This is a genomic window from Luteibacter aegosomatissinici (assembly GCF_023078495.1).
GTDB classification, from domain to species: domain Bacteria; phylum Pseudomonadota; class Gammaproteobacteria; order Xanthomonadales; family Rhodanobacteraceae; genus Luteibacter; species Luteibacter aegosomatissinici.
The window spans coordinates 332,495-357,019 of record NZ_CP095742.1 but is presented as its reverse complement, the minus strand read 5'-3'; the positions used below and the strand labels follow the sequence as shown (position 1 = coordinate 357,019).

The 24,525-nt window shown below is 64.7% G+C and carries 23 protein-coding genes; 13 read left to right on the top strand and 10 right to left on the bottom strand.

Features of this window, described 5'->3' with window-relative positions; all coding sequences use genetic code 11:
- Both L2Y97_RS01650 and L2Y97_RS01645 read left to right on the top strand, forming a co-directional pair.
- Window positions 1–1,065: an alpha/beta fold hydrolase gene (locus L2Y97_RS01650; protein ID WP_247432127.1), complete on the top strand. Its 1,065-nt coding sequence runs from the start codon at window positions 1–3 to the stop codon at window positions 1,063–1,065.
- Window positions 1,062–1,565, top strand: coding sequence for a cytochrome P460 family protein (locus L2Y97_RS01645; protein WP_247432125.1), 504 nt, complete (start codon window positions 1,062–1,064; stop codon window positions 1,563–1,565). Before L2Y97_RS01650 ends, L2Y97_RS01645 begins: the two co-directional genes overlap by 4 nt.
- A gap of 45 nt (window positions 1,566–1,610) precedes the next feature.
- Here L2Y97_RS01645 and L2Y97_RS01640 read toward each other — a convergent pair whose 3' ends face one another.
- A complete protein-coding gene (locus tag L2Y97_RS01640) occupies window positions 1,611–2,387 on the bottom strand; it encodes an alpha/beta fold hydrolase (protein ID WP_247432122.1) in 777 nt (258 codons plus the stop codon).
- A gap of 163 nt (window positions 2,388–2,550) precedes the next feature.
- On the opposite strand from L2Y97_RS01640, the gene L2Y97_RS01635 reads away from it, so the two are divergent.
- On the top strand, window positions 2,551–4,191 hold the full coding sequence (locus tag L2Y97_RS01635) for a sensor histidine kinase (RefSeq protein WP_247432120.1): 1,641 nt from the start codon (window positions 2,551–2,553) through the stop codon (window positions 4,189–4,191).
- A gap of 72 nt (window positions 4,192–4,263) precedes the next feature.
- Here the strand turns inward: L2Y97_RS01635 and L2Y97_RS01630 are convergent, their stop codons facing one another.
- Window positions 4,264–5,160 carry an SDR family oxidoreductase gene (locus L2Y97_RS01630; RefSeq protein ID WP_247432117.1) on the bottom strand — a complete coding sequence of 299 codons (897 nt, stop codon included), beginning with the start codon at window positions 5,158–5,160 and terminating at the stop codon, window positions 4,264–4,266.
- A 28-nt stretch (window positions 5,161–5,188) separates the two neighbouring features.
- A complete protein-coding gene (locus tag L2Y97_RS01625) occupies window positions 5,189–5,932 on the bottom strand; it encodes an SDR family oxidoreductase (protein ID WP_247432114.1) in 744 nt (247 codons plus the stop codon).
- Between the two features lie 118 nt (window positions 5,933–6,050).
- Between L2Y97_RS01625 and L2Y97_RS01620 the strand changes: the two genes are divergently transcribed.
- Window positions 6,051–6,962: a LysR family transcriptional regulator gene (locus L2Y97_RS01620; RefSeq protein ID WP_247436978.1), complete on the top strand. Its 912-nt coding sequence runs from the start codon at window positions 6,051–6,053 to the stop codon at window positions 6,960–6,962.
- 1 nt (window position 6,963) lies between these two features.
- On the opposite strand, the gene L2Y97_RS01615 is transcribed toward L2Y97_RS01620, so the two are convergent.
- Together L2Y97_RS01615 and L2Y97_RS01610 are read right to left on the bottom strand one after the other, a co-directional pair.
- Window positions 6,964–7,380 (bottom strand): DUF4156 domain-containing protein, encoded by a 417-nt coding sequence (locus L2Y97_RS01615; RefSeq protein WP_247432111.1) that lies wholly within the window; start codon window positions 7,378–7,380, stop codon window positions 6,964–6,966.
- A 92-nt stretch (window positions 7,381–7,472) separates the two neighbouring features.
- Complete coding sequence (locus L2Y97_RS01610; protein ID WP_247432109.1) at window positions 7,473–10,373, bottom strand: M16 family metallopeptidase; 2,901 nt, start codon at window positions 10,371–10,373, stop codon at window positions 7,473–7,475.
- A 386-nt stretch (window positions 10,374–10,759) separates the two neighbouring features.
- Here L2Y97_RS01610 and L2Y97_RS01605 point away from each other — a divergent pair, with 386 nt between their 5' ends.
- From L2Y97_RS01605 to L2Y97_RS01585, 5 genes are read left to right on the top strand one after another with little or no spacing between them, the layout of a single operon-like run.
- Window positions 10,760–10,969 (top strand): hypothetical protein, encoded by a 210-nt coding sequence (locus L2Y97_RS01605; protein ID WP_247432108.1) that lies wholly within the window; start codon window positions 10,760–10,762, stop codon window positions 10,967–10,969.
- 7 nt (window positions 10,970–10,976) lie between these two features.
- A complete protein-coding gene (locus L2Y97_RS01600) occupies window positions 10,977–11,441 on the top strand; it encodes a tRNA (cytidine(34)-2'-O)-methyltransferase (protein ID WP_247432106.1) in 465 nt (154 codons plus the stop codon).
- A gap of 51 nt (window positions 11,442–11,492) precedes the next feature.
- Window positions 11,493–12,161 carry a ubiquinone biosynthesis accessory factor UbiJ gene (locus tag L2Y97_RS01595; RefSeq protein WP_247432103.1) on the top strand — a complete coding sequence of 223 codons (669 nt, stop codon included), beginning with the start codon at window positions 11,493–11,495 and terminating at the stop codon, window positions 12,159–12,161.
- Window positions 12,158–13,807 carry a ubiquinone biosynthesis regulatory protein kinase UbiB gene (gene ubiB / locus L2Y97_RS01590; RefSeq protein WP_247432100.1) on the top strand — a complete coding sequence of 550 codons (1,650 nt, stop codon included), beginning with the start codon at window positions 12,158–12,160 and terminating at the stop codon, window positions 13,805–13,807. Before L2Y97_RS01595 ends, ubiB begins: the two co-directional genes overlap by 4 nt.
- A gap of 8 nt (window positions 13,808–13,815) precedes the next feature.
- A complete protein-coding gene (locus tag L2Y97_RS01585) occupies window positions 13,816–14,568 on the top strand; it encodes a pseudouridine synthase (protein ID WP_247432097.1) in 753 nt (250 codons plus the stop codon).
- 21 nt (window positions 14,569–14,589) lie between these two features.
- Here the strand turns inward: L2Y97_RS01585 and L2Y97_RS01580 are convergent, their stop codons facing one another.
- Window positions 14,590–15,093, bottom strand: coding sequence for a hypothetical protein (locus L2Y97_RS01580; protein ID WP_247432094.1), 504 nt, complete (start codon window positions 15,091–15,093; stop codon window positions 14,590–14,592).
- A gap of 153 nt (window positions 15,094–15,246) precedes the next feature.
- Here L2Y97_RS01580 and arfB point away from each other — a divergent pair, with 153 nt between their 5' ends.
- Complete coding sequence (gene arfB, locus L2Y97_RS01575; protein ID WP_247436976.1) at window positions 15,247–15,669, top strand: alternative ribosome rescue aminoacyl-tRNA hydrolase ArfB; 423 nt, start codon at window positions 15,247–15,249, stop codon at window positions 15,667–15,669.
- Window positions 15,666–16,253 (top strand): 1-acyl-sn-glycerol-3-phosphate acyltransferase, encoded by a 588-nt coding sequence (locus tag L2Y97_RS01570; protein WP_247432091.1) that lies wholly within the window; start codon window positions 15,666–15,668, stop codon window positions 16,251–16,253. The genes arfB and L2Y97_RS01570 overlap by 4 nt, the downstream gene beginning before the upstream one ends.
- Here L2Y97_RS01570 and L2Y97_RS01565 read toward each other — a convergent pair whose 3' ends face one another.
- Window positions 16,254–16,610 carry a hypothetical protein gene (locus tag L2Y97_RS01565; protein WP_247432088.1) on the bottom strand — a complete coding sequence of 119 codons (357 nt, stop codon included), beginning with the start codon at window positions 16,608–16,610 and terminating at the stop codon, window positions 16,254–16,256. It abuts the gene before it with no gap.
- Between the two features lie 616 nt (window positions 16,611–17,226).
- The gene (locus L2Y97_RS01560; RefSeq protein WP_247432086.1) at window positions 17,227–18,264 is read right to left on the bottom strand and encodes a LysR family transcriptional regulator; all 1,038 of its coding nucleotides are present in this window, start codon (window positions 18,262–18,264) and stop codon (window positions 17,227–17,229) included.
- 137 nt (window positions 18,265–18,401) lie between these two features.
- Between L2Y97_RS01560 and aceB the strand changes: the two genes are divergently transcribed.
- Together aceB and aceA are read left to right on the top strand one after the other, a co-directional pair.
- Window positions 18,402–20,000, top strand: a complete 1,599-nt coding sequence (gene aceB, locus L2Y97_RS01555) for a malate synthase A (RefSeq protein ID WP_425492809.1) — start codon at window positions 18,402–18,404, stop codon at window positions 19,998–20,000.
- A 23-nt stretch (window positions 20,001–20,023) separates the two neighbouring features.
- Complete coding sequence (gene aceA / locus L2Y97_RS01550) at window positions 20,024–21,313, top strand: isocitrate lyase (protein ID WP_247432083.1); 1,290 nt, start codon at window positions 20,024–20,026, stop codon at window positions 21,311–21,313.
- Between the two features lie 13 nt (window positions 21,314–21,326).
- On the opposite strand, the gene L2Y97_RS01545 is transcribed toward aceA, so the two are convergent.
- On the bottom strand, window positions 21,327–23,114 hold the full coding sequence (locus tag L2Y97_RS01545; protein WP_247432080.1) for a cation:proton antiporter: 1,788 nt from the start codon (window positions 23,112–23,114) through the stop codon (window positions 21,327–21,329).
- 384 nt (window positions 23,115–23,498) lie between these two features.
- Window positions 23,499–24,446, bottom strand: a complete 948-nt coding sequence (locus tag L2Y97_RS01540; protein WP_247432077.1) for an alpha/beta fold hydrolase — start codon at window positions 24,444–24,446, stop codon at window positions 23,499–23,501.
- Between the last annotated feature and the right edge of the window lie 79 nt (window positions 24,447–24,525).

Below are 24,525 nucleotides of genomic sequence, written 5' to 3'. Positions count from 1 at the left end.
ATGTCCCCTGAATATGTTCTCTCGCGGCGCCGCTTTCTTGGTGTGAGCGCCATGGCCATGGCCGCGGCCCCGCTCGGCTTCGCCGGCCTGGCAGGCGCTTCCCCCGCACCCTCGCCGGCGCGCGCAGGCGCCCCTGCCGGCGCACACGGCGCAAGTGACGCGGCGTCGCTCCCGCCCCTGAAACAGATCCGTGCGGGCGCGCTGGATGTCGGTTACGTGGATGCCGGCCCGGCCAAGGGTCCGGTGGTGATCCTCCTGCACGGTTGGCCGTACGACATCTACAGCTTCGCGCAGGTCGTACCGGTGCTGGTTGCGAAGGGCTACCGCGTGATCGTTCCGTACCTTCGTGGCTACGGCACCACCCGTATCGTGGATGCCGCCACGCCACGCAACGCGCAGCCGGCGGCGCTCGCTACCGACATCATCGACCTCATGGATGCGCTGAAGATCAAGAAGGCGACGCTGGGTGGTTTCGATTGGGGCGGCCGTACGGCCGATATCATCGCGGCGATCTGGCCGGAGCGGGTCAAGGCACTGGTTGCGGTAAGCGGGTACCTCATCGGCAGCCAGGAAGCCGGCAAGAAGCCGCTGCCGCCCAAGGCCGAGCTTCAGTGGTGGTACCAGTTCTATTTCGCTACCGAGCGCGGCCGCCAAGGCTACGAGCAGAACCGGCACGACTTCAACAAGCTGATCTGGAACCTTGCCTCGCCGAAGTGGCAGTTTGACGACGCAACCTATGAACGTAGCGCGGCGGCGTTCGATAATCCGGACCATGTGGCGCTGGTGGTGCATAACTACCGCTGGCGCATGGGCCTGGCGGAAGGTGAAGCAAAATACGACGCGATCGAGGCAAAGCTTGCTACCGGCCCGACCATCGGCGTGCCGACGATCACCATGGAAGGTGACGCCAACGGCGCGCCGCACCCCGAGCCGGCGCAGTACGCGGCGAAATTCACCGGCAAGTACGAGCATCGCAACATCACGGGCGGTATCGGCCACAACCTGCCGCAGGAAGCCCCGCAGGCGTTCGCCCAGGCCATCCTCGATGTGGATACGTGGTCGTGAACCGGCCACTCGTCGTGTTGTTTGCCATCGCCGCAGGCTCATTCGCCACGGCGGTGACCCTGGCCGCCAGCAAGGACGATGTCGCGCGATCGCCGATCTACGGCGTGGCTATCCCCGACGGTTACCGGCACTGGGAGATGATCGCGCCGGCACACGAAACGCCGCCGCTGGATGAACTTCGCGTCGTGCTCGGCAACGACGTGGCGGTGAAGGCCTACCACGATGGCACCCTGCCGTTTCCCGATGGCAGCGTGCTGGTAAAACTCGCATGGAAGCACGTGCAATCGAAGGAGTTTGCACCCGCTTTTGTTCCGGGTGCAGCGACCACCGTGCAGGTCATGGTGAAGGACTCGAAGAAGTACGCATCGTCAGGCGGATGGGGCTTTGGTCGTTTTATCAACGGCAAGCCCGCCGACCTGGCGCAGCACCAGAGTTGCCTGGCGTGCCACCAGGCCAAGGTGGTGGACCACGACCTGGTGTTTACTCGCTACGCACCGTGAGCCCACGCGTGCCGGCCCGATCGGGGCCGGCACGCGTCATGGCGTTTACTTCGCCGCGGCTGCTTTCTCAATCAGCTTTGCCACGGCCTGCGGGTTCGACACCATCACCACGTGCGACCCGCCCTTCACCACCACGACATCCCGGGCGTTCGCGCGCCTGGCCATGAAGGCCATCGCCTGTGGCGGTATGTTCTTGTCCTTGTCGCCGTAGATGAAATACACCGGGGTGTGCTTCCATGATGCCTCACCCGATTTCTCGTTGAGTGCGGCCTCCGTGATCGGGCGCTGCGTGGCAGCCATGAGGGCGGCTTCGGCGGCCGGCACGTCGGCGGCGAACTGGTCATGGAACTTCGACGCGATGATGTAAAGGTCCTTGCCGCCGTCGGCCAGGGCAACGGGCGGGGCCAGCGTCGGCCCAAGCGTGCTACCGGGGAACTTGCCGGCGAGGTCCGCGGCGGATTCGCCCTGTTCCGGCGCAAACGCGCTGACGTAGACCAGCGCCTTCACGTTCTCGTGGCCGTTGGCCGCGCTGGTGATCACCGAGCCGCCATACGAATGGCCCACCAACACGACCGGGCCCTGCTGCGCGCCGACAAGGCTGCCGACGTAATCGCCATCGCTCTTCACGCCACGCAGCGGGTTGGCGGCGCCGATGACGGTATAGCCATCCTTCGCGAGGATCCTGATCACGCCGGTCCAGCTGGAGGCATCGGCAAACGCGCCATGCACTAGCACGATGGTGGGCTTCTTTTCCTGTGCGAAAGCCGCGGAACCCGTGGCAAAAGCGGCGGCAAACAGCACGCCGGCGATAAGTTTCTTCATGGTGTCGCTTCCTGGGTTTGGTTGGGTGCCCGATGGGAGCAAACAGGCGTGGGGCTCGCCATTGCACGATGGTATCGACCCATACCAAGGTGTCACACCAAGGTATGATCCCGGCCCGCGCGGCGAGCACCGGATAATCGGTGGGACGCGCCTGGCAGAGGACGTGACATTGGGTTCGATGGATGATTTCGACGACATGCGTGCTTCGGAAGCACGCCTGCGCGCGCTCATCGACACCGGCCCGGGGTTCGTCTGGCGCACGGGTGCCGACGGTGGCGTCGATTTCCTCAACCAGCGCTGGTACGACTACACCGGCATGACGCCTGCCGAAGCCCACGGCTTTGGCTGGGCGCGGGCCGTTCACCCCGATGATGCCGATGGGCTCTCGCGCTATTGGATCGGCCTGCTGCAATCGAACCAGCCGGGACAGTACGAAGCCCGGTTGCGCCGTTTCGACGGCGCCTACCGCTGGTTCCTGATCCGGGCCACGCCCAAGCTGGACCAGGCGGGCCGTGTCACGCACTGGTACGGCGGCAATACGGACATTGACGACCAGAAGCGCGGCGAATTGCTGCTCGCCGGCGAGAAGCGTGTGCTGGAGATGATGGCGACCGGGCGCGCGTTGCCCGAGATACTGGGTGAGCTATGTACCGTGGTCGAAGGTGCGCTGGGCGGATGCGCCAGCGGCATCGTCCTGGCACCGTCGCGACGCGGGCACGCCGTGACAGAGACCACGTGCATATCCCACACGTTGCCGGAGGCGCTGATCGCGCGGGGGATGCGCAGCGTGCTGGATCCGGCGGGCTGTCCACTTGCCGCCGCGGCGCTCGCTGGCGACCAGGTGGTGGTGGACGATCTCTCCGCGGAATCCCGATGGCCCGGCTGGGCCACGGTCGTCCGCGCCAATGGCTTCTGCGCCGCCATTGCCACGCCCGTCGCCTCATCACAAGGTAAGGTGCTCGGTGTGCTGATCATTCTGTACCGGCAGATCCATGCGCCCACTGGAAACGAGCAGGCGCTGATTGCCCAGTTCAGTCACATGGCCAGCATCGCCATCGAGCGTGCGCTCAACGATGTAGCGCTGAACCAGATTCGCTCGGATATGGCGCATGTCGCGCGGGTTGCTACGCTGGGGGCACTGACCGCGTCGATCGCCCACGAGGTGAACCAGCCCCTGTCGGGCATCATCACGAATGCGAATACGTGCCAGCGCATGCTCGGTGCCAGTCCACCAAACATCGACGGCGCACGTGAAACAACCCAACGGATCGTGCGCGACGGCTACCGGGCCGCGGATGTGATCAAGCGCCTGCGTGCGCTGTTCGCGAAGAAGCCGCTTGCCACCGAGCGAATTGACATCAACGACACGACCCGTGAAGTCGTCACGCTCCTGCTTGGCGAACTGCAACGCCAGGGTATCGGCGTGTTCCCCATGTACGCGGATGATGTTCCCCAGGTGACCGGCGATCGCGTCCAGTTGCAGCAAGTGATACTCAACCTGGTGCTGAACGCGACCGATGCGCTGCAGACCGTGACCGACCGGGCGCGCCAGGTTCGCGTACGCACCTGGCAGGATATCAACGGCGTTCACCTTGCCGTCGAAGACAACGGCACCGGTTTCGACCCCGCTGACGCGGCCCAGCTGTTCGATGCCTTCTACACAACCAAGGATGCGGGCATGGGTATCGGCCTATCCGTAAGCCGTTACATCATGGAAAGCCTCGAAGGCCAGCTACGCGCGTCGCTCAACGAAACGCATGGCGCGACATTCACGCTGACACTTCCGATAGCCGCCCCCGTGTAGGAGCGCGGTTGCGCGCGATGGGCCCTGCCGCAAGCACCCATCGCGCGCAAGCGCGCTCCTACAGGTCGGTCGTCAGGCGTATTTGGTGACGAGCAACTCATCGATACCGGCGCGGAAGAACAGCTCGCGGCGGACGCGATCGGCAACACCATTGACGATCTCGGCGCCGTCCTGCGACGGATCGACGTGCACACGGAAGGGACGCTTGCCGAAGGGCATGTTCACCACCTCAACGATCTTCGTGGCGACCTCGGCGGCATCGGCATCCGCCGGCTCCAGCGAGGCCAGGCCTTTCAGGATCCGGTCCGGCATGCCGGCATAGGGACCATCCATGTATTCGGCTTCTACTGCCGTATCCGACGGTTTGCCCGAGTGCGCAAAGTGGTTGGTGCCCTTGGTGAAGGCGCCGGGCACCATGATCGAGGTCTCGATACCCCAGCGGGTGAGTTCACCGGCGTAGCTGACCGCGAGCGAATCCATCGCGGCCTTCGCGGCGAAGTACGGCGCAAGGAACGGTGGCGTGCCGCCTCGCGTGCTGCTGGATGACACCCAAAGCAGCAGGCCCTTGCCTTGCGTGCGCATGGCTGGCAGCGCCGCGCGGTTCACGCGCTGCGTACCGAGCACGTTCACGTCATAAAGCTGTGCGTACTGCTCAGCCGTGAAGGCTTCGGCGGGACCGAACACCATGTGCCCCGCGTTATGCACGAGCACATCCAGGCGCCCCGCCTCGCGCAGCACGCTGTCGATCGCGGCCCTTGCCGAGTCATCGGAGGTGACGTCGAGTTCAACCACGCGAAGGTCCACGTTGCGCTCGCGGGCTTCCGCCAGGACGGCTTCGGCCTGCTTCGCGTTGCGGCCTGCGATATCACGCATGCTGGCGTAAACGGTGTGGCCGGCATCGGCCAGGGCACGTGCGGTGAGCAGGCCGAAGCCGCTCGAGGCGCCCGTAATCAGGATGATCTGTTTCATGAGGTTTCTCCTTTCGTCCGGGCGCAGGTCAGATGATGCCGCCGTTGGCGCGAAGCACCTGGCCGTTGATCCAGCCGCCGTCCGGGCCAGCGAGGAAGGCGACGGCCGCGGCGATGTCTTCCGGCGTGCCCAGGCGTTCCAGGGGGGCGAGCTTGGCGAGGTGGCTCACCAGCTCATCCGACTTGCCGTTGAGGAAGAGCTCAGTCGCGGTCGGACCGGGGGCGACGGCATTGACGGTGATTTCCTTGCCGCGCAGTTCGCGCGCCAGCACCACGGTCGTGGCTTCGATCGCCGCCTTGGTCGCGGCGTACGGTGCATAACTGGGCTGTAGCAGACCGACCACGCTCGACGAGAAGTTGATGATGCGACCACCCTTGCGCAGGCGCTTTGCGGCCTCACGCATGGTGTTGTAGCTGCCCTTCACGTTGATATCGAAGAGGCGGTCGAAGTCTTCGTCCTTCAGGTCGGCGATCGGCGAAAGCGCCATCACGCCGGCGTTGTTCACCAGCACATCGACGCCGCCGTAGACTTCCTCGGCCTGGTCGAACAGGCGGCGGGCATCCGCCGGCCTGGATACATCGGCCTGGGCCGTGATCGCCTTGCCGCCGGCGGCCTCGATGGCCTTCACCACGTCATCGGCGGCCTTGGCACTGCCGGCGTAATTCACCACCACCGTGAAGCCGTCTTCCGCCAACCGCTTCGCCACCGCCGCGCCGATACCCCGCGAGGCGCCCGTCACGATGGCAACCTTGTTGTTCGCTTGCTCGTTCATCTGGAATCTCCGGATCCGGCGACAGTGCCGGGCGAGGAGAAGCATGCGCGTTGTCGCAGGCCGGATAATCCAGCTAAATTAGGCTTCACTATTCTTTACGGTGGAACAAACGATGACCATGGACCGTTTCGACACCATGCGCTTGTTCGTCCGGATCGTGGAACGGCGCAGCTTCACCGCTGCCGCGGCTGACCTGGACCTGCCCCGGTCGACCGTCACCCAGGCCATCAAGCGGCTGGAGGCCCGGCTTGGGGTGCGGTTGCTCCAGCGGACCACACGGCAGGTGAGCCCCACGCTGGACGGCGAGGCATACCACCGCCGCTGCGTCGCCATCCTGGCCGATGTGGAGGACGCCGAGGCCGCGTTCACGGATGCGCGCCCAACCGGCCTGCTCCGGGTCGACATGCACGGCATCCTCGCTCGACGCTTCGTCCTGCCCGCCCTGCCCGCCTTCCTTGAGCAGTACCCGGGCCTTCGCGTGCACGTGGGTGAGGGCGACCGCTGGGTGGACCTGGTGCGTGAGGGCGTGGATTGCGTACTGCGCGCGGGTGACCTTGCCGATAGCAGCATGGCCGGCCGGCGTATCGCGATGTTGCGCGAGGTCACGCTGGCCAGCCCGGCGTACCTGGAACGGCATGGTGTCCCGACCTCACCCGACGATCTCGAGGGTCACCAGGCGATCGGCTTCTTCTCGAGCGCCACCGGCGGCACGTTGCCACTGGAGTTCGTCGTAGGGGGGAACGTGCGCACGGTGCAACTGCCGTCCGTGGTGACGGTGACCGGCGCTGAAACGAACAAGGCGCTCGCACGCCTTGGCCTGGGCCTTATCCAGGTCCCGTATTACAACGTGGTGGAAGATATCGCCGAGGGGCGGCTGGTGGAGGTATTGCCGACGTACCCACCGACGGAGACGCCGGTATCGCTGCTGTACCCGCATAGCCGGCAGCTTTCGCCGCGCGTACGCGTGTTCATCGACTGGGTGGCCACCACCTTCGCCGCGCAAGCGGGCGAAGGGGTGCGCATGCTCTGACTCAGTTCTTCAGCGGAACGGTTTCGAAACCACCCTGCGGCGCCGTGTTCTGCGGCGGGGGCGGCGCATTGTTGCCCTGCGGGCCCACGATACGGTTGCTGCCGCAGGTGTAAGCACCCCAATCCTGCGAGCCATCGTGCGGCTCACCCAGCGGTTTGATCGTATCGGCACCGAGTTTGACGGCCTCGTTGCGTGCGAGCACTTCAAGCTCGTCGCGGACCTTCAGGTCGTTGCGGTCCACCGGGCCGACGCGGCTGGTGACCGAGACGCTCACCTTGCCCTGGTCCTTGCAGCTGCCGACATCACCGTTCCACGCCGTGCGCACGTTGCGCGCCTTGTCGTCGAGCTTGATGCCCCAGTCGCACGCGCTCAGCGCGAAGGTGGCGAGGGGGATGAGTAGAAAAACAGCTTTACGCATAGGTGGCTCCGGGAGGTATCGCGTTCGCGGCCAATGCTAGCCCGATGAAAGCGAAGGCGCGATGAGAATCCTCACCACGCCTTCGCCGTCAGTCACTTGCCAGCCGGTTTCGTTGCCTTTGCGGTGGGGGTGGCCCTGGCCTTGCCCTCTTTCACCGGGTTGCCGTCGGCATCGATCACGTACACCTCGCCCAGGTTCAGCGCGCGCACCGGTGCCTCGATCTTGCGCAGGTCGCCCACGATCACCCAGGTGAGCGCATCGGGCTTCACCACCGCAGAAATCGCGGCTTCCGCATCCTTCTGGTCCACGCCTTCGATGCGTGCCTTGAGCGTCTGCACGTAATCATCGGGGCGATCGTAGATGAGGATGCCGTTCATGGCGGACATGACCGACGAGGTCGATTCGAAGCTACCCGGCAAAGCGCGCACGCGTTGCGAGCGGATCTTGGCGACCTCATCCGCGGTCAGCGGCTTGTCACCGACGATGCCACGCGCCTCCTTCAGAATCTCCGCAGCCGATTCGGCGGTCTTGTCGGTCTGTACCGGTGCGTACAGCAGCATCGGGCGCTGGCCCTGGGCATCGGTAAGGATGCTGCCCGCGCCATAGGCCCAGCGCTTGTCCTCGCGCAGGTTCATGTTCAGGCGTGAGGTGAAGCTGCCGCCGAACGCGCCATTGGCGATGCCGAGATCCAGGGCATCCTTCGCCTTGGTCGAAGGCGCCAGCAGGCCGGCGAGCACGAGCGACTGCTGCGCATCAGTACGGTTCACCAGGAACACGCGCGGCTTGGCCTGGATGGCCACTTCCGCCACGTTCTTCCTGGGGATGGGGCTGGCCGTCGGCGTCCAGTCGCCGAACGCGGCTTCGAGCTGCGGCAGGATGGCCGCCAACGTCGTATCGCCCGCGACCAGGATGCGCACGTTATCCGGGCGCAGGTAATCGGCCTGGAACGCCGCGAGGTCCGCGGCGGTGAGCGAGGCGATGGCCTTCTCGGTGCCGCTGCCCGTAAAAGGAATGCCATACGCGTGGTCCGGGCCATACAGCAGCGGCGGCAACGAACGCAGCGCGATACCCTCCGGCTCGGTCTTTTCCTGGGCGATGCCGGCGATCCACTGGCCACGCACGCGCTCGATATCGTCGGCCTTGAATGCCGGGTTGCGAACGATATCGGCGAACAGCTCCAGCGACGGCTTCAGGTCGGTGTTGAGCGCGTTCAGGCCCACGCTGCAGTTATCCAGCGAGCAGCTGGCACCGATGATGGCGCCGAGGCGCTCCTTGCGGCGCGCCACTTCCACCGAATCGAGCGACCTGGTGCTCTCATCCAGCAGCTGCGCCGTGAAGGCTGCCGTGCCCAGCTTGCGGCCCTGGTCGGCGGCGTAGCCCGCATTGAACAGCAACTGCACCTGGGTGACCGGAATGGTGTGACGCTCGGCCAGCACCACTTCGATGCCGTTCTTCAGCTTGCCGCGCTGCAGTTTCGGGAAGGTGAGATCGGGGAACGTTGTGACGGCCGGTACACCGGCAGCGCGGTCCACCGTGGACTTGTCGACGGTGTACGTTTTGGCAGGCGGCAGTACGGCCGCCGGACGGCCCGGCGCATCGGCAAGGCCCTTCACCGCCTTGTCCTCCGCGGCCGGATCAAAGCCCGGTGCGGCGGGGAGTACGGTGAGCGTGTAGCTACCCTTGCCCAGCCACTCCTTCGCGGTGGCAAGCACGGAGGCAACCGTCGCAGCTTGCGCGCGCTCAAGATCTTTCTTGTAAGCGCCCGGATCATTCCGGTAGACCTGGCCCTCGGCGAGGATGGTGGCCTTGCCGCCACCCCGGCCGCCCACTTTTTCCAGACCGCGCACAAAGCCCGCACGGTTGGTGACCTTGGCACGTTCGAGTTCGTCCTCGGTCGGGCCCTTGGCGAGGAAATCCTTCCACACGTCGGCGATGGCCGCCTCAACCTTTTTCGGGTCCACGCCCTTCTTCACGTCGACACTGAGCTGCACCTGGCTCGATAGCGCGAACGGCGCGATACCGACGCTGACATCGTCGGCCAGCTTGTCCTGGTACACCAGGCGCTGGTACAGGCGTGAGGTCTTGCCGCCACCGAGTACGGTCGTGGCGAGATCCAGGCCCACGGAATCGTCGGTACCCAGCTGCGGTGCAATCCATGTGCGGATGATGCGCGCCTGGGCTACCTGGTCGTGCTGTACGGCGGTCGTGCTCTTCGCCAGTGGCGTGATCCACGCCTGCTGGCGCGGTACCGGCGGGCCCGCCGGGATGTCGCCAAAGTATTTCGCGGCTTTTTCCTTCGCCTGCGCCACGGTGATATCGCCAGCCAGCACCAGCGTGGTGTTGGCCGCACCGTAATAGTCGTGGAACCACTTCTTCACGTCGGCCAGCGAAGCCGCATCCAGGTCGGTCATGGAACCGATGGTTTCGTGATGGTACGGGTGATTTGCCGGATACGTGTTGAGGAGGATGTTCTCGTCCGTGCGGCCGTAGGGACGATTTTCGTCCTGGCGCTTTTCGTTCTGCACCACGCCGCGCTGGGTATCCAGCTCTTTCTGCCCAATGGCACCCAGCAGGTGACCCATGCGATCCGATTCCATCCAGAGCGCCATGTCGAGCGCGGTGGTGGGCACGGTTTCGAAGTAGTTGGTGCGGTCGAACCAGGTGGTGCCATTCAGGTCGGTGGCACCGGCCAGCTCAAACGGCTGGAAGTACGTGCCCTTGTGGTTCTCCGAGCCGGAGAACATCAGGTGCTCGAAAAGGTGTGCAAAACCCGTCTTGCCGGCGGGCTCATCCGCCGAACCCACGTGGTACCAGATGCTGACCGCGACGACGGGCGCCTTGTGGTCCTCATGCACGACCACGGTCAAACCGTTCGGCAACTGGAACCGGGTGTAGGGGATATCGGGAATGGCGTCGGACGAGGGGGAAGCCGCCGATGCGGCGCCGACGACGGTCATCAGCCCTGCGGCAAACAGGGCGAGGCGTTTCTTCATGCACAGCTCCTCGGGGCCTTCGTGGCCCATGGCTCCCTGAGGCTAGCCGCAGCGGTCCTTCCGGCGCAATCGGGCACAGGTCATCCGCCCGGACGGTGTCCGTTTTTCACGGGACAGTGTCCGCGGACAACCAGCGCAGCATCGTGCGATCTGACAAACCTCATACGAATCAGCTGATTGGCGCCTCTAAAAAGCTGGCACGGCGTTTGCGTTACTAGACACGCCCCGGGAACCACCTCCCCCGGCACCACCAACCCCTGGAGAACGCCATGAAGTACGAACTTCCCATGCTCGCCACGCTGCTCGCCACTTCCATGCTGCTCTGCGCCCTCGTGCTTGGCGGCATGGCGTAACACCCCGATCCCATCATCAAAGGAACCGATGTCATGAAACACGAACTCCTCGTCCTGCGTAGCTTGCTGGTCGCCTCGCTGCTCGTCTGCGGCCTGATCCTGGGCAACATGCTGACCTACCAGGGGAAGCCGGTGCAGTTGGCCAACGATGCCAAGGTTGCCCCTGGGGCGCTTGGCCTGGTTACCGCCAGCAGCTGCGCCCTGCCGCCGGATGGCATCGTTTGCCCGCGCGCGGCGTCATAATGGGGGCATGCCCCACGTCATCCTGTTCCGACCTGAGATTCCGCCCAATACGGGCAATGTGATCCGCCTTTGCGCCAACACCGGCGCGACGCTTCACCTGATCCGCCCCCTGGGCTTCGAGCTGGACGATACCCGGCTGCGCCGCGCGGGCCTGGACTACCACGAGTTCGCCTCGGTCCATGTCCATGACGACCTCGCCGCCTGTCTTACCGCCCTTGACCAGCCCCGCGTCTTTGCCTTCTCGACGCGTGGCAAGCACCTGCATACCGATGTGACCTACACGGACACCGATGCGCTGCTGTTCGGCTGCGAGACGGCCGGCCTGCCCGACGACGTGCTCGACAGCATTCCGGAGCCACAGCGCATCCGGTTGCCCATGCGCCCGGGCAACCGCAGCCTCAACCTGTCCAACGCCGTCGCGGTAGCGGTCTTCGAGGTGTGGCGCCAGGCAGGGTTCGACGGCGCCGGCTAGCCGCGACATCGTGGATACGTCGCATGGAGGGTCACGGGCTACAATCGTGGCATGACCCCCGACCGTTCCCCGGCCGACGCTGGCCCCAACCGTTTCCTGCCCCGCCCCCTGCGCGCCCTCGCTGGCCGCGCCATGGAGGCGGCGCTCAACCGCGCGGTCGATCTGGACCCGGATACCCGCACCCGCCTCGATGTCCTTGATGGCCGTAGCGTGCAGGTGCACATGACCGGGCCGGAGCTCGCACTGCGGATCACCGTTGAGAAGGGCCGCCTGCGCGTCGGGCCGCCTGAAGACGGCGGCAGCCTGCGTGTCACGGCCTCGCCCGGCAGCCTGTTGGCCATGGCCTTGCGCCGGGATGACGACGGCGTGGCGCCCGGCAAGGTGGATATCGCCGGCGATGCCGAACTCGCCCGCCGCCTTGAACGCCTCGCCCGGCAGTACGCACCCGATGTCGAGGAGGCCTTTGCGAAGACCTTCGGCGACACGCTGGGCGTGGCACTGGCCAAGGCCCTGCGTGAAGGGCTTTCGCATGCCCGCGAGTCCGGCCGGCACCTGGTCGAGGATGGCGCCGACTGGCTACGTGACGAGGGCCGCGTGGCCGTGGCACCTGGTGAAATGGAAGCGTTCCTCGATGGCGTGGACGCCGTGCGTGAGCGCACCGAACGCCTCGAAGCCCGCCTCGCCCGTATCGAACGCACCCGGAAGGGGACGGGCGCATGACGCCGTTGCGCCTCGCTCCACGGCTGCTACGCGTTGCCGCCATCCTGTTGAAGTACCAGCTCGATGAACTCGTCGATGGTGCACACCTCTACCGCCCGCTGAAGCTGATGAGGCTGTTCTTCCCCCAGGCGCCTGCGGAGGTTCGCAAGCTGCCGCGTGGTGCGCGGTTGCGCCTGGCGCTGACCGAACTCGGCCCTATCTTCGTCAAGGCGGGCCAGGTGCTTTCCACCCGTCGCGACCTTGTCCCGGCCGACGTGGCCGACGAACTGGCGTTGCTGCAGGATCAGGTGCCACCGTTTCCGGGGACTGAAGCGCGCGCGATCATTGAGCGCGAGCTGAAGGCGCCGGTCACCACGCTGTTTGCAACGTTCGATGAGGTGCCGCTCGCGTCCGCGTCGATTGCCCAGGTGCATGCGGCCACGCTGCACGACGGTCGCGAGGTGGTCGTGAAGGTGCTGCGCCCCGGCATCGACAAGCGCATCGCCCGTGATATCGATCTGCTGCACTCACTCGGTGAGCTGGCCCAGCGCTGGCACCCGAACGCCGACAAGATCCGCCCGCTCGAAGTGGTCGCGGAAGTGGAGAAGATGCTCGACAACGAGCTGGATCTGCAGCGCGAAGGCGCGAGCGCCAGCCTGCTCCGGCGCAACTTCGCCAGCGGCGTGGATCTTTACGTGCCTGAGGTGCACTGGGATCTAAGCACCGAGCGCGCGCTCACCCTCGAGCGCGTACGTGGCGTGAGCGCCGATGATATCGCCGCGATCGACGCGGCAGGCCTGGATCGCAAGCATCTCGCGGAGAAGGGCGTACGCTTGTTCTACGAACAGGTGTTCCGCGACAACTTCTTCCACGCGGATGCCCACCCCGGCAACATCTGGGTGGATACCTCACGGGTCGATGAACCGCGTTTCATCGCGCTCGATTTCGGCATCATGGGTTCGCTCCCGGAAGCGGACCAGTATTGGCTGGCCGAGAACTTCATCGCCCTGTTCGAGCGCGATTACGCGCGCATCGCCCAGCTACATGTCGCCGCTGGCTGGATGCCTTCAACCATCCGCCTGGACGAGCTCGAAGCCGCGGTACGCACGGTATGCGAACCCTATTTCACCCGGCCGCTTTCGCAGATCTCGATCGCCGAACTGGTGGTGAAGTTGTTCCAGACCGCACGCCGCTTTGAGCTGACGTTGCAACCGCAGCTCATCCTGTTGCAGAAGACGCTGCTGAACATCGAAGGCGTCGGCCGCATGCTCGACCCGGAGATCGATATCTGGGCCGTGGCGCATCCGGTGCTCCGCCGCATCCTGCGCGAGCGTTACAGCGTACGCGCCACCCTGCGCGATGTACGCCGCCGCCTGCCCGAGTGGATCCACACGGCGCCGCGTGTGCCGGAACTGGTGCGCGATGCGCTGCGCCAGGTGGCCAGCGGTGAACGCCGTGAGGTCGCCGATCCGCGCACCCTTGCGCTGGCCCAGGAAGAAGCGCGGCGCACTCGCCGGCTGCTGGCTTTTGGCATGCTGGGCTCGTCCCTGCTCATCTGCGCTGCGCTGGTCGGCACGCTTGCGCCGCGCGGCTTCTGGCCCGCCGTGGTGGCCGCCGTGCTGGGCATCGTGGCCTTTGTCGCGGGTTGGCCGCGACGCCACGCCTGATCCCCGCCGTGCTTGAAATCCTTTACCAGGACGACGACATCGTCGCCGTCAACAAGCCGGCCAACCTGGCGGTCCACCGGTCCAAGTTCGTCGGCCCCGACGATGCGTTCCTGATCGACCTGCTCCGCGAGCAGGTCGAGGGGCGCTTACATCTGGCGCACCGGCTGGATCGCGCTACGTCGGGCGTATTGCTCGTGGCTCGGTCGCCAGAGATGGCCAGCGCCTTGGGCGAGCAGTTCATGGGCCGATCGGTGAGCAAGCGCTATCTCGCGGTGGTGCGTGGCTGGCCCGAGCCCACCGAAGGCACCATCGATTACCCGCTGCCCGGCTCACGCGATACCGGCCCACGCCGCGACGCCGCGACGGATTACCGCCGCCTGGCCACCGTGGAGGTCGATATCCCACTGGGCCGCTACGAAAAGCAGCGCTATGCACTGGTTGCGGCCGAGCCGCGTACGGGCCGTTTCCGTCAGATCCGAAAACATTTCGCGCACATCCACCACCCGATCGTGGGCGATAGCCAACACGGCCGCGGCGATCACAACCGGCTGTTCAAACAGCACTTCAGTTCGCACCGGTTGTTGTTGCATGCCGAGCGGCTGACGTTTATTCACCCGGCGACTCAGCACCCGATGCTTATCGAGGCGGGTCTGGACGATACGTGGCAGCGGCTGATCGCGCGCTTCGCGTGGGATGAGGCCGTTCGAGTCCTGGCTACTGGCATCACAGGTGCTGATGCCACTGACGCCGGGTGTGCGTAAGCGCCCAGACAGCCACGGCTGTCAGCCCTTGTGGCGCCCCGCCTTGTAGTGCGCCAACCTTTCCTGAACGCGACGCCGCCCCTCATCGGAAGGAAACATCGCCTCCGCGCCGGCCGCCATGGCGGCATCAACGACGTCGAGCTTTGCCTTGAGCCAGGCATCGTATTCGGCCTGTTGCTTGAGAACGGCCGCTCGATCAGGCCGGGCGGCTCGAAGGGTGCCGCTTTCGTACTCGTCCGCAATGACCTGAAAGCGGGTGATGCCCAACCGGATCAACTGCTGGATGGCGCTATCGGAGGTAGTAAAAACGCGAATGGCGCCCGTCGCCGCGGCCAGCAGCGGAGGGCTTGCCTCGCCGGTCGTCACGCGGATAACCCAGCCGCCGCGACGGCCGACCACTTCGACGTCGCCGACGAGATCGGCAGCGACGAGCGAACGAAGCTTGGGCAGTTTGATCGCGTTTTCCACTTCGAAGCCAATCGCGCGCTCGGGACACGGTATGGGCGCAAGTTTAACGTTAAACATGCCAAAGGCTCCAGACGACGATGTGGAGCACTAGAATCCCAAAAGTTGCTTGCGCAGACAGTCAGCCGATTCCGCCGCAGCATGTAAGCGGCGCCCGCGCGACTGCGCTGCGTCATGACGGCTGACCTCACGCTGCTAGAATCCGCCACCGTCATGCTTATCGTCAGCCCAACTATCTCGATTCCCGAAGGCGAGCTCATCGAGCGCTTCACGCGCGCCGATGGCCCCGGCGGCCAGCACGTCAATCGCACCGAAAGCGCCGTTGAGCTCCGGTTCGACGTGGCGAACTCGCCCTCGCTACCGGATGAGGTACGCGAGCGCCTGCTTGCCCGCCGCGACCGGCGCATGACAGATGCCGGAACACTGGTGATCCAGGCCCGCCGGTTCCGCGACCAGGCACGCAATCGCGACGATGCGAGGGAGCGGCTTGCCGAAATCATTCACGCGGCCACGCTGGTAGCAAAGAAGCGCGTCGCGACGAAGCCCACGCGCGCATCGAAGGAACGCCGCCTGGCGGGCAAGGCACAGCGCGGGCAGACCAAGCGCACACGCTCACGTGACTGGAGCCGCGAATGAACGGCGTGCCCACCGATTTCCCGCCCAACGTACCTCGCCTGCCGGAATCCTGGTTCCGTCGGCTCTGCCGGTGGACGATCAAGCGCACCGGTTGGCGGCTCGTCGGCGAGATGCCCAATGAGAAGAAACTTGTCCTGATCGGCGCGCCGCACTCGTCGAACTGGGATGGCGTGTACGGTCTGATGATGCTGCAGGCCATCCGCCTGGATCTTGGTGTGATGATCAAGCGTGAGGTATTCGATGGCCCGCTCGCGCCAATCGTGCGCCGCCTGCGCCTGATCCCGATCGACCGCAAGGCGGCCACGAATATCGTGGACCAGATGGTCGAGCGCTTCGCCGGTGCCGACAAGCTGTGGCTTGGCATCGCCCCCGAGGGCACGCGCAAGAAGGTTGAGCACTGGAAATCCGGGTTCCTGCGTATCGCCCGTGCCGCTGACGTGCCTATCCAAACGGTCTTCATCGATTACCCGACGAAAACGTTCACGCTGGGCCCCCTCGTCCACACGACGGATGATCCTGACGCGGACATGGCGCGTATCCGCGCCATGTTCGTGGGCTACCACGGCAAGCATCACGACGCCTGATCAACCCGTACCGTATTTCAGGCTGACCTTGTAGTCGGTGGGAATGCCGTAGGGGTTGCTGACGACCAAACGATAGGTTCCCGAGGGCAGCCTCGGGAAGATCGTGGAGATTCCGGTCTTGATCTCGCGCCAGACCCCGCCATCCTGGACCAACAGAGTAAGACGCCCTTTCGCAGCGGACGCGTTGATCGCGCCAGCGCAGGGACTATGCCATTGGGTCACGTGCTTCGATTCGCCGATGGCGAGCTTTCCGTCGTAACTCAGGCGCGGTGAGTACGCTCGACAGTTGGTTGCGTGAGCGTTGCATGCAGACGCTGCGGCGACGAGACCAAGCGTTACCAAAGTGATCTTTCGCATTTCCACTCCTACGTTGATGGAGTGCCGACCCTAACTAGATTGCGCGTTGCCGTTGCTATGACCTCGCGTAGGCGAGCCTTTCCCCTACACACATTTCGGCTTCGCCCGCGCCAATCAGCACGCTTTAAGCCGAAGGATGACGCGCACTCAAGCATTCCTCCTACGCATGCCACGGATGCGATAGGCCATCGTAAGGCGCCGAGAGGAGAGTCGAATGCGCCTAATGAGCCAGCCATTGCTTTACGCGAAGCCCCCACCCTCATACGCCGGTCTCTCCGTTGCATCGCGGCGGATCATCGATCGCATCGATGCACGGTCCGTTCGCCCGAGTGAATTGCGAGGCCTTGCAGAGAGCCTCTATAAGGATGGAGCCATCAGTGATGCGCAGAAACTTGAGCTTTGCACGATCAGAAAGCCGTACGCCCCCGACAACGACGACAGCCTGCTTGATCTCGTTGGGAGCATGGATTCGGGGGTTACGTTTGCCGCCGGGTTTCAGCAATACGTACCAGGATCGGGGTGCGCCTCCTACTACGCTGGCATGGCAAGATTCGCGCACTGGCTCGATTCGACCTCGCGCCTACACCGCCGCGCTTTCAGCGACTGGGCATAGCGGCTATCTTTCGGAATGCCCTGACTCATCGTAGTCACGATGAGTCAACAGTCCCGGCTTGATCAAGTCGATGAATGCCCTCGCTTCCGGACTGAGAAACTTGCCCTTTCTCATCACTACGCCATAGCTTCGCTGTGGAAAGTACTGACGAAGGTTGCGCACGACAAGGCGCTCGCGATCCGCATCGGTGATACAGATGCCCGTGACAATCGAAATGCCCAACCCCATGGCCACGTACTGCTTGATCACATCCCAGCCACCGACTTCAATCGCCACGGTGTAAGGCACGCGGCGTTGCTGGAACACCAGATCGACCAGCCGGAACGTGGTGAGTCGCTGTGGCGGCAGGATCAAGCCGTACGGTGACAGGTCCTCCAGGCGGATCGTTTCCTTCGACGCCAGGGGATGGTCGGGCGGCATGATCAGCATCGGGTCGTAGTGGTACACCGGGGCCCACGCGATGTCGTTGGGCACATCGAGCATCGATCCGATCGCGATATCCGCTTCGTCCGCCCGCAGTAGCGCCATGCCGTCCTTGCCGGTCACGTTGGCGAGCTGCAACTGTACGTCGGGGTAGCGCTCCCGGTACGCCTTCACCAGATCGGGAAGCAGGTACTGGATCGTCGAGGCGCCAGCGGCGACCGTCAGGCGCCCCGACTGCTTGCCGCGCGTCTTCGCCGCGAACTCGCGATCCAGGTTCTCGAATCCCTCGACGAGCGGGCGGGCCATCTCGTACAGCGTCTCGCCGGCATCGGTCAGCGTGATGCGTCGACGGGTGCGCTCAACCAGCGGCGCGCCCAGCTCGCGCTCAAGTGCCTGGAGCTGGAGGCTCACGGAGGGCTGAGACAGAAACAGTGCCTCGGCGGCCCGGCTCAAGGTCCCCAGCCGCGTGATGTACACGAATGCGCGCAACTGCTTGAGGCGATTGCCCTTGTAATAGAAGCGGCTGGCCGGGTCGCCCTCGGGGACCGATGCCTTGGACGCCAGGCGCTTTCCTGGCCGTTTGGCCGCCTTACTGGCGGCATTCAGCTTGTTAGGCATGCCATTTACCTCAGTTAAAGCAGCCAGTTACGTTACTTATTAACGCAGTTAATGTTATGGATTGAAACATATGCTTTGTCAACAGCAAGCGCCCGGCCGTAGCTTGGCCTCCAGACCCAAAGCTGGAGGCAGGACCGATGGCCGTTCCCAAGAGCGTGATGAATCCCCTGGCTGGCGTCCGCCTGCAGGGAGCTGACGAAGCTTTCGCCGATGTGCTGACACCGGCAGCCCTGGCATTCGTCGCCGACCTGCACCGCCGCTTTGATAGCCGCCGCCTGGCCTTGCTGGCCGAGCGGACGGCCCGCCAGCTTCGCTATGACGCCGGCGATCTCCCGGACTTCCGTGCCGACACCCGCGCCATCCGCGAGAACGACTGGACGGTTGCCCCGATTCCGACGGCCCTCCAGGACCGCCGCGTGGAGATCACCGGTCCGGTCGAACGCAAGATGATCATCAACGCGTTGAACTCGGGCGCGAAAGTGTTCATGGCCGATTTCGAGGACTCCAGCGCCCCGACCTGGACAAACCAGATCGAAGGGCAGCGCAACCTCCGCGACGCCGTCGAAGGCACCATCGAGTTCACCAATGCCGAGGGCAAGCGGTACGTCGTGGGGACCAACCCTGCCGTGCTCGTGGTTCGTCCGCGCGGGTGGCACCTGCCCGAGCGCCACGTGGAGATCGACGGGGATGTGCTGGCGGGTTCGCTACTGGACTTTGGCCTGTTTGCATTCCACAACGCCAAGGCCCTGCACGCTCGCGACCGCGGCCCCTATTTCTACCTGCCCAAGCTGCAGTCGATGGAAGAGGCCGCGCTGTGGGACGACGTCATGGCCCACGCCGAGGACGTGCTCGCGTTGCCGCGCGGCTGCATGAAGGCCACGGTGCTGATCGAGACCCTACCCGCCGTCTTCCAGATGGATGAAATCCTGCATGCGTTGCGCACGCGCATCGTCGGCCTGAATTGCGGCCGCTGGGATTACATCTTCTCGTACCTGAAAACCTTTCGCGCCCACGCCGATCGCTTGCTGCCCGAGCGCGGCCAGGTCGTGATGACGGTGCCGTTCCTGAGGGCGTACTCGGAACAGTTGATCAAGACCTGCCATCGCCGCGGCGCCTTCGCGATGGGCGGCATGGCCGCACAGATCCCCATCCGCGGGGATGACCAGGCGAACGATGCGGCGATGGCGAAGGTGCGTGCCGACAAGCTGCGCGAAGTGACGGCGGGCCACGATGGAACGTGGGTGGCGCATCCCGCCCTCGTCCCCGTTGCCGCCGCTATCTTCGACGAGCACATGCCCATGCCGAACCAGTTGCATGTCACGCGCGACGATGTCACCGCCAGCCGCGACGCGCTGATCGCACCCGCCAACGGCACCGTGACCCGCGCCGGTTTCGACAACAACGTGGAAGTGTGCCTGCGCTACACGGCGGCCTGGCTCGATGGCCAGGGCTGCGTCCCCATCCACAACCTGATGGAAGACGCCGCCACTGCGGAGATCGCCCGTGCACAGCTATGGCAGTGGCTGCACCACGGCCCTGTGGAGTTCAGCGACCACGCGCCGATCACGATGCCACTGTTCGACCAGGCACTTTCCGCACACGCACACCGCCTTCGTGCATCGACCCACCCCGGCGCCGCACGCGCCGACGAAGCCGCTGCACTCATCAAAGCACTGACACATGCGAGCGAACTGCGCGACTTCCTCACCCTGCCCGCCTACGAACACCTGGCCTGATTCATTCCTTTAGGAGTACGACGATGAAGACGCACACCGCTGAACAGATCACGCTCGACTGGAAGAACAACGAACGCTGGAACGGCGTCGAGCGCCCGTACACCGCCGATGACGTGGTCCGCCTGCGCGGCACCGTGCAGGTGGAATACACCCTGGCGCGCCGCGGTGCCGATCGCCTGTGGCGGTCGATGCACGAGCGCCCCTACGTGAATGCGCTCGGCGCGCTCACGGGTAACCAGGCCATGCAACAGGTGAAGGCGGGCCTCCAGGCGATCTATCTGTCGGGCTGGCAGGTGGCGGCCGATGCGAACACCGCCGGCACGATGTACCCCGACCAGTCGCTATACCCCGTGGATTCCGTGCCCAACGTGGTGCGCAAGATCAACAAAACCCTGCTTCGCGCTGACCAGATTCATCACGCGGAAGGCAAGGATGGCCTTGATTGGCTGGTGCCGATCGTGGCCGATGCCGAAGCAGGCTTCGGTGGCGTGCTGAATGCCTACGAGCTGATGATGCACATGATCGAGGCCGGCGCCGCCGGCGTGCACTTCGAGGACCAGCTGGCCAGCGCGAAGAAGTGTGGCCACATGGGTGGCAAGGTGCTGGTGCCGACCCAGGAAGCCGTACAGAAGCTCGTCGCCGCCCGCCTGGCCGCGGACGTCGCGGGCGTGCCCACGCTCATCGTGGCACGCACCGACGCCATGGGTGCCGGCCTTGTCACGTCGGATGTCGATGATTACGACAAGCCGTTCCTCACGGGCAAGCGCACGGTGGAGGGCTTCTACGAAAGCGAACAGGGCATCGAGCAGGCGATCAGCCGCGGCCTGGCCTACGCCCCGTATGCCGATCTGATCTGGTGCGAGACGTCCACGCCGGACATGGATGAGGCGCGTCGCTTCGCCGAAGCCATCCACGCGAAGTTCCCAGGCAAGAAGCTGGCCTACAACTGCTCGCCCAGCTTCAACTGGAAGAAGAATCTGGACGAGAAGACCATCGCCAGCTTCCAGAACGACCTGGGCAAGCTTGGCTACGCGTTCCAGTTCATCACCCTGGCCGGCTTCCACGCCCTGAACTACTCCATGTTCCAGCTGGCCCGCGGCTACCGCGATCACCAGATGGAAGCCTACGTGGCCCTGCAGGAGGCGGAGTTCGCCGCGGAGAAGGACGGCTACACGGCCGCCAAGCACCAGCGCGAAGTGGGCACGGGATACTTCGACAAGGTGAACCAGGTCATCTCGGGCTCGCTAAGCTCCTTGTCGGCCCTGTCGGGCTCCACCGAGGAAAGCCAGTTCCACCCGGCATCGGCGGCATAACCGCCGCGGGCGGTCACGGCGCGGGTGGCACCAGCGCCATGACCGTCCAGCCGGGCTTCGGCTCGAGCGGGCGTTGGCCCGTGGCGATACGAAGATCGCCGCGGGCTTCCACGCCGAACAATGGCACGACGTTGTCGCCGTACTGCTCGGTGAAGCGCGACCAGTCGAAGGTTTCGCTCAACCGTGTCGATTTGATTCGCCAGCCCTCTCGCAGGAGATCATCGAACCGCGCGTGGGTCATGTCTTCCGCGAACAGCGCCGGTGCGAGCAGGCTCCCGGCAAGCGAGACGCGCCCGTGGCTCTCTTCCGGCGACAGGTTACGCAGGCGGAACACCTTCTCGCGGCCAAATTCCTCACGGTAATGCACGCTCACCAGCGAGTTGAGTTCGCGATGCGTGGACATGGCCATCAGGTGGCCGATCCCGGCCAGATCGAGGTTTCGGTCGGCGGCCTGTGATGCGGGATTACCGAAGAATGTAGGCACGCCTTCCATTCGAGCGGTGCGGATGCCATGCCAGTCGTCATCGGCCACCACGACGCGCAAGCCGTCGACCGCGTGCAGCGCGCGCGCAATCTCCAGGGCTACCGCGTTCGCACCGTACACCAGCACGCCACGCGGCTCGGGCTCGGCGACACGCAGCCACCGCGCCAGGGGCCGCGCCGTGGCACCCTGGAATACCACGGTGCCAATGATCATCAGGAATACCAGCGGTACGAGTTTGTCCGCGCCCGCCATGCCTGCGCCCTCGAGACGGATGGCGAACAGCGCCGACACCGACGCGGCGACGATGCCGCGCGGTGCGACCCAGGCCACCAACGCGCGCTCACGCCACGTCAGGCCGCTGCCAAGGCTGGATATCCAGACCGAGAGCGGGCGGATGATGAGCTGTGCTACGGCAAAAATCATGATCCCCGCGGCGAGCGTGCCTTGCGGGAGGGGCCAATCCAGCCTTGCGGCAAGCAGGATGAACAGCGTGGACACCAGCAGCGTGGTCAGGTGCTCCTTGAAATCCATGATGTCATCGATGTGCACGTCGCGCATGTTGCCGAGCGCGATGCCCATGATGGTCACGGCGAGCAGGCCCGATTCGTGCGCGATCGCGTTGGACACGCTGAAGGCGATGAGCACCGCTGCCAGCGTGCCGAAGTTCTGCAGGTATTCGGGGATCCAATGGCGGCGCAGCAGGTTGCCGTGGATGAATGCGGCCACGGCACCAACGGCGGCACCGCACGCCACCGTACCAAGGAACACTTGCAACGAATGCCCTTCGCGGTGCGACGCGATCGCCTCGTACACCAGCACGGCGAACAGCGCGCCCACCGGATCGATGACGATGCCTTCCCAGCGAAGCACGTTGGCAATGCGTGCATTCGGGCGCACGGTGCGCAGCATCGGAGCGATCACGGTAGGCCCCGTCACGCACGTGAGCGCGCCGAAAAGAAGCGATAGCTCCCAGCCCAGGCCGCCTATGAAATGCGCTGCGGTGGCCAGCATCAGCAGTGCGACGACAGCACCGTAGGTGACCAGGCCGCGTACCGCATGCCCGATCCCCTTCAACTCGTGGAAGCGCAGGGTGAGGCTCCCCTCGAAGAGGATGATCGCCACGGCGAGCGACACGACAGGGAACAACAGATCGCCCATCACCTTGTCGGGCTGCAGCAGCCCGGTGACCGGTCCCGCCAGGATGCCGGCGAGCAGCAGGAACAGGATGGCCGGTAGCCGTACCCGCCAGGCCAGCCATTGGCACAGGAACCCGATGCCAAGCATCAAGGTCAGCAGCATCCCCAGCTCTAAGCGCATATAAACCCCTGGCCCATAAAAAGAATCGGCCTGCACCAAAACGGTGGGCCGACTAAGTGAGAAGCATATAGAAGGGGATGTGAAGCTAAAGGCCGGTCCCGGTGCTGACGCGGGGGGAGGGAGGGGTAGCCAGCACCGGGACGGGGCAGGCAGCCATTAGCGAACCGCCTGGTACAGAATTCTCCGCCTCCCCCACCCCTTTTGTCAACTAGTCAGTACATGAAATAAGTATTAACTCTGACAGGGGATGCGGCCGAGGCTGACATCGGCGGGGTCGCGGTGAGTGCAGCGAGCAATACGGATGCCCTGTACTCATGGCGTCGTCGCAATCCTCCCCCGGACTGGCTAATGGATCTCAACGAAGACCTCGCACGCGAATGGCGCTCAGTCTCCAAGCCTCCCGAGGAACCGCAGGATAAGTGACGCGATCTCATCCACCTTCTCATCGAGCGCGAAGTGCCCGGCATTGAGCTGGTGGATGTCTGCCTTCGGCAGATCGCGCCGGAATGCATCGCCCCCAGCAGCGGTGAATGACGGATCGTGGGAGCCCCACACAATCAGCGTGGGTGGCTGTTTCTCTCGGAACCACGCCTGCCACGCCGGGTACGAAGCGATGTTGGTCCGGTAGTCGTAGAGCAGCGCCTTCTGGATCTCGGCCTGCCCCGGCCTGCTCAGGAAGGCGTATTCGTCCACCCAGAGGTCGGGGCTGTATCGCTCCGGGTGTGTGCTGCCGGCGATGTGCCGCTGCTTCGTCCCTTCGAACGACGTGAACGCCTCGAATACCTCCGGATGCGCATCCGGGTTCTCCCAGAACTTGGCGATGTTCACCCACTTCGCGCCGAGACCTTCCTTGTAGGCGTTGGCGTTCTGAAGTATCAGGGCACGCACACGCTCCGGATGCTTCACCGCGATGCGATAGCCGATCGGGCCACCGTAGTCCTGCAGGTACATCACGTAGCGATCGATCTTCAGTTTCTCGAGCAACGCATTCGTCGACTCGGCCAGATGATCGAATGTGTACGTGTACTGCGATGGCGGTGGCGCATCGCTGTTGCCGAACCCCGGATAGTCCGGCGCGATCAGGTGATACTTCGGCGCCAGCAGTGGAAACAGCGTATCGAACATGCGCGATGACGACGGGAAACCGTGCAGGAGCACGATGGTGGGCGCGTCCTTCGGCCCTGCTTCGCGGTAGAACATGCCGACGCCGTCTACGTCGATCTTGTGGTACGTGATCGATGTGGAGCTCGAGGGAAGCGTGGCTGGAAAGTCCGGTGCGGCCGCTGGCGTCGCCACACCCATGGCGAAAGCGAGAAGCAAGTACGAGGGCATATCAACACTCCCGGGAACGCAGTGTCTGCCGAGGTTGCGCCCCAACGAGACCCGTCTTCAATCCCATTCCCGTTTCCAT

Coding starts and splice junctions, on each gene's coding strand:
- L2Y97_RS01610 (WP_247432109.1), bottom strand. CDS start 10,373: ATGAAGAAACGCCTCGCCCTGTTTGCCGCAGGGCTGATGACCGTCGTC.
- L2Y97_RS01650 (WP_247432127.1), top strand. CDS start 1: ATGTCCCCTGAATATGTTCTCTCGCGGCGCCGCTTTCTTGGTGTGAGC.
- L2Y97_RS01565 (WP_247432088.1), bottom strand. CDS start 16,610: ATGCGAAAGATCACTTTGGTAACGCTTGGTCTCGTCGCCGCAGCGTCT.
- L2Y97_RS01640 (WP_247432122.1), bottom strand. CDS start 2,387: ATGAAGAAACTTATCGCCGGCGTGCTGTTTGCCGCCGCTTTTGCCACG.
- L2Y97_RS01600 (WP_247432106.1), top strand. CDS start 10,977: ATGCCCCACGTCATCCTGTTCCGACCTGAGATTCCGCCCAATACGGGC.
- L2Y97_RS01615 (WP_247432111.1), bottom strand. CDS start 7,380: ATGCGTAAAGCTGTTTTTCTACTCATCCCCCTCGCCACCTTCGCGCTG.
- L2Y97_RS01580 (WP_247432094.1), bottom strand. CDS start 15,093: ATGTTTAACGTTAAACTTGCGCCCATACCGTGTCCCGAGCGCGCGATT.
- L2Y97_RS01595 (WP_247432103.1), top strand. CDS start 11,493: ATGACCCCCGACCGTTCCCCGGCCGACGCTGGCCCCAACCGTTTCCTG.
- L2Y97_RS01560 (WP_247432086.1), bottom strand. CDS start 18,264: ATGCCTAACAAGCTGAATGCCGCCAGTAAGGCGGCCAAACGGCCAGGA.
- L2Y97_RS01545 (WP_247432080.1), bottom strand. CDS start 23,114: ATGCGCTTAGAGCTGGGGATGCTGCTGACCTTGATGCTTGGCATCGGG.
- aceB (WP_425492809.1), top strand. CDS start 18,402: ATGGCCGTTCCCAAGAGCGTGATGAATCCCCTGGCTGGCGTCCGCCTG.
- ubiB (WP_247432100.1), top strand. CDS start 12,158: ATGACGCCGTTGCGCCTCGCTCCACGGCTGCTACGCGTTGCCGCCATC.
- L2Y97_RS01625 (WP_247432114.1), bottom strand. CDS start 5,932: ATGAACGAGCAAGCGAACAACAAGGTTGCCATCGTGACGGGCGCCTCG.
- arfB (WP_247436976.1), top strand. CDS start 15,247: ATGCTTATCGTCAGCCCAACTATCTCGATTCCCGAAGGCGAGCTCATC.
- L2Y97_RS01605 (WP_247432108.1), top strand. CDS start 10,760: ATGAAACACGAACTCCTCGTCCTGCGTAGCTTGCTGGTCGCCTCGCTG.
- L2Y97_RS01570 (WP_247432091.1), top strand. CDS start 15,666: ATGAACGGCGTGCCCACCGATTTCCCGCCCAACGTACCTCGCCTGCCG.
- aceA (WP_247432083.1), top strand. CDS start 20,024: ATGAAGACGCACACCGCTGAACAGATCACGCTCGACTGGAAGAACAAC.
- L2Y97_RS01620 (WP_247436978.1), top strand. CDS start 6,051: ATGGACCGTTTCGACACCATGCGCTTGTTCGTCCGGATCGTGGAACGG.
- L2Y97_RS01540 (WP_247432077.1), bottom strand. CDS start 24,446: ATGCCCTCGTACTTGCTTCTCGCTTTCGCCATGGGTGTGGCGACGCCA.
- L2Y97_RS01630 (WP_247432117.1), bottom strand. CDS start 5,160: ATGAAACAGATCATCCTGATTACGGGCGCCTCGAGCGGCTTCGGCCTG.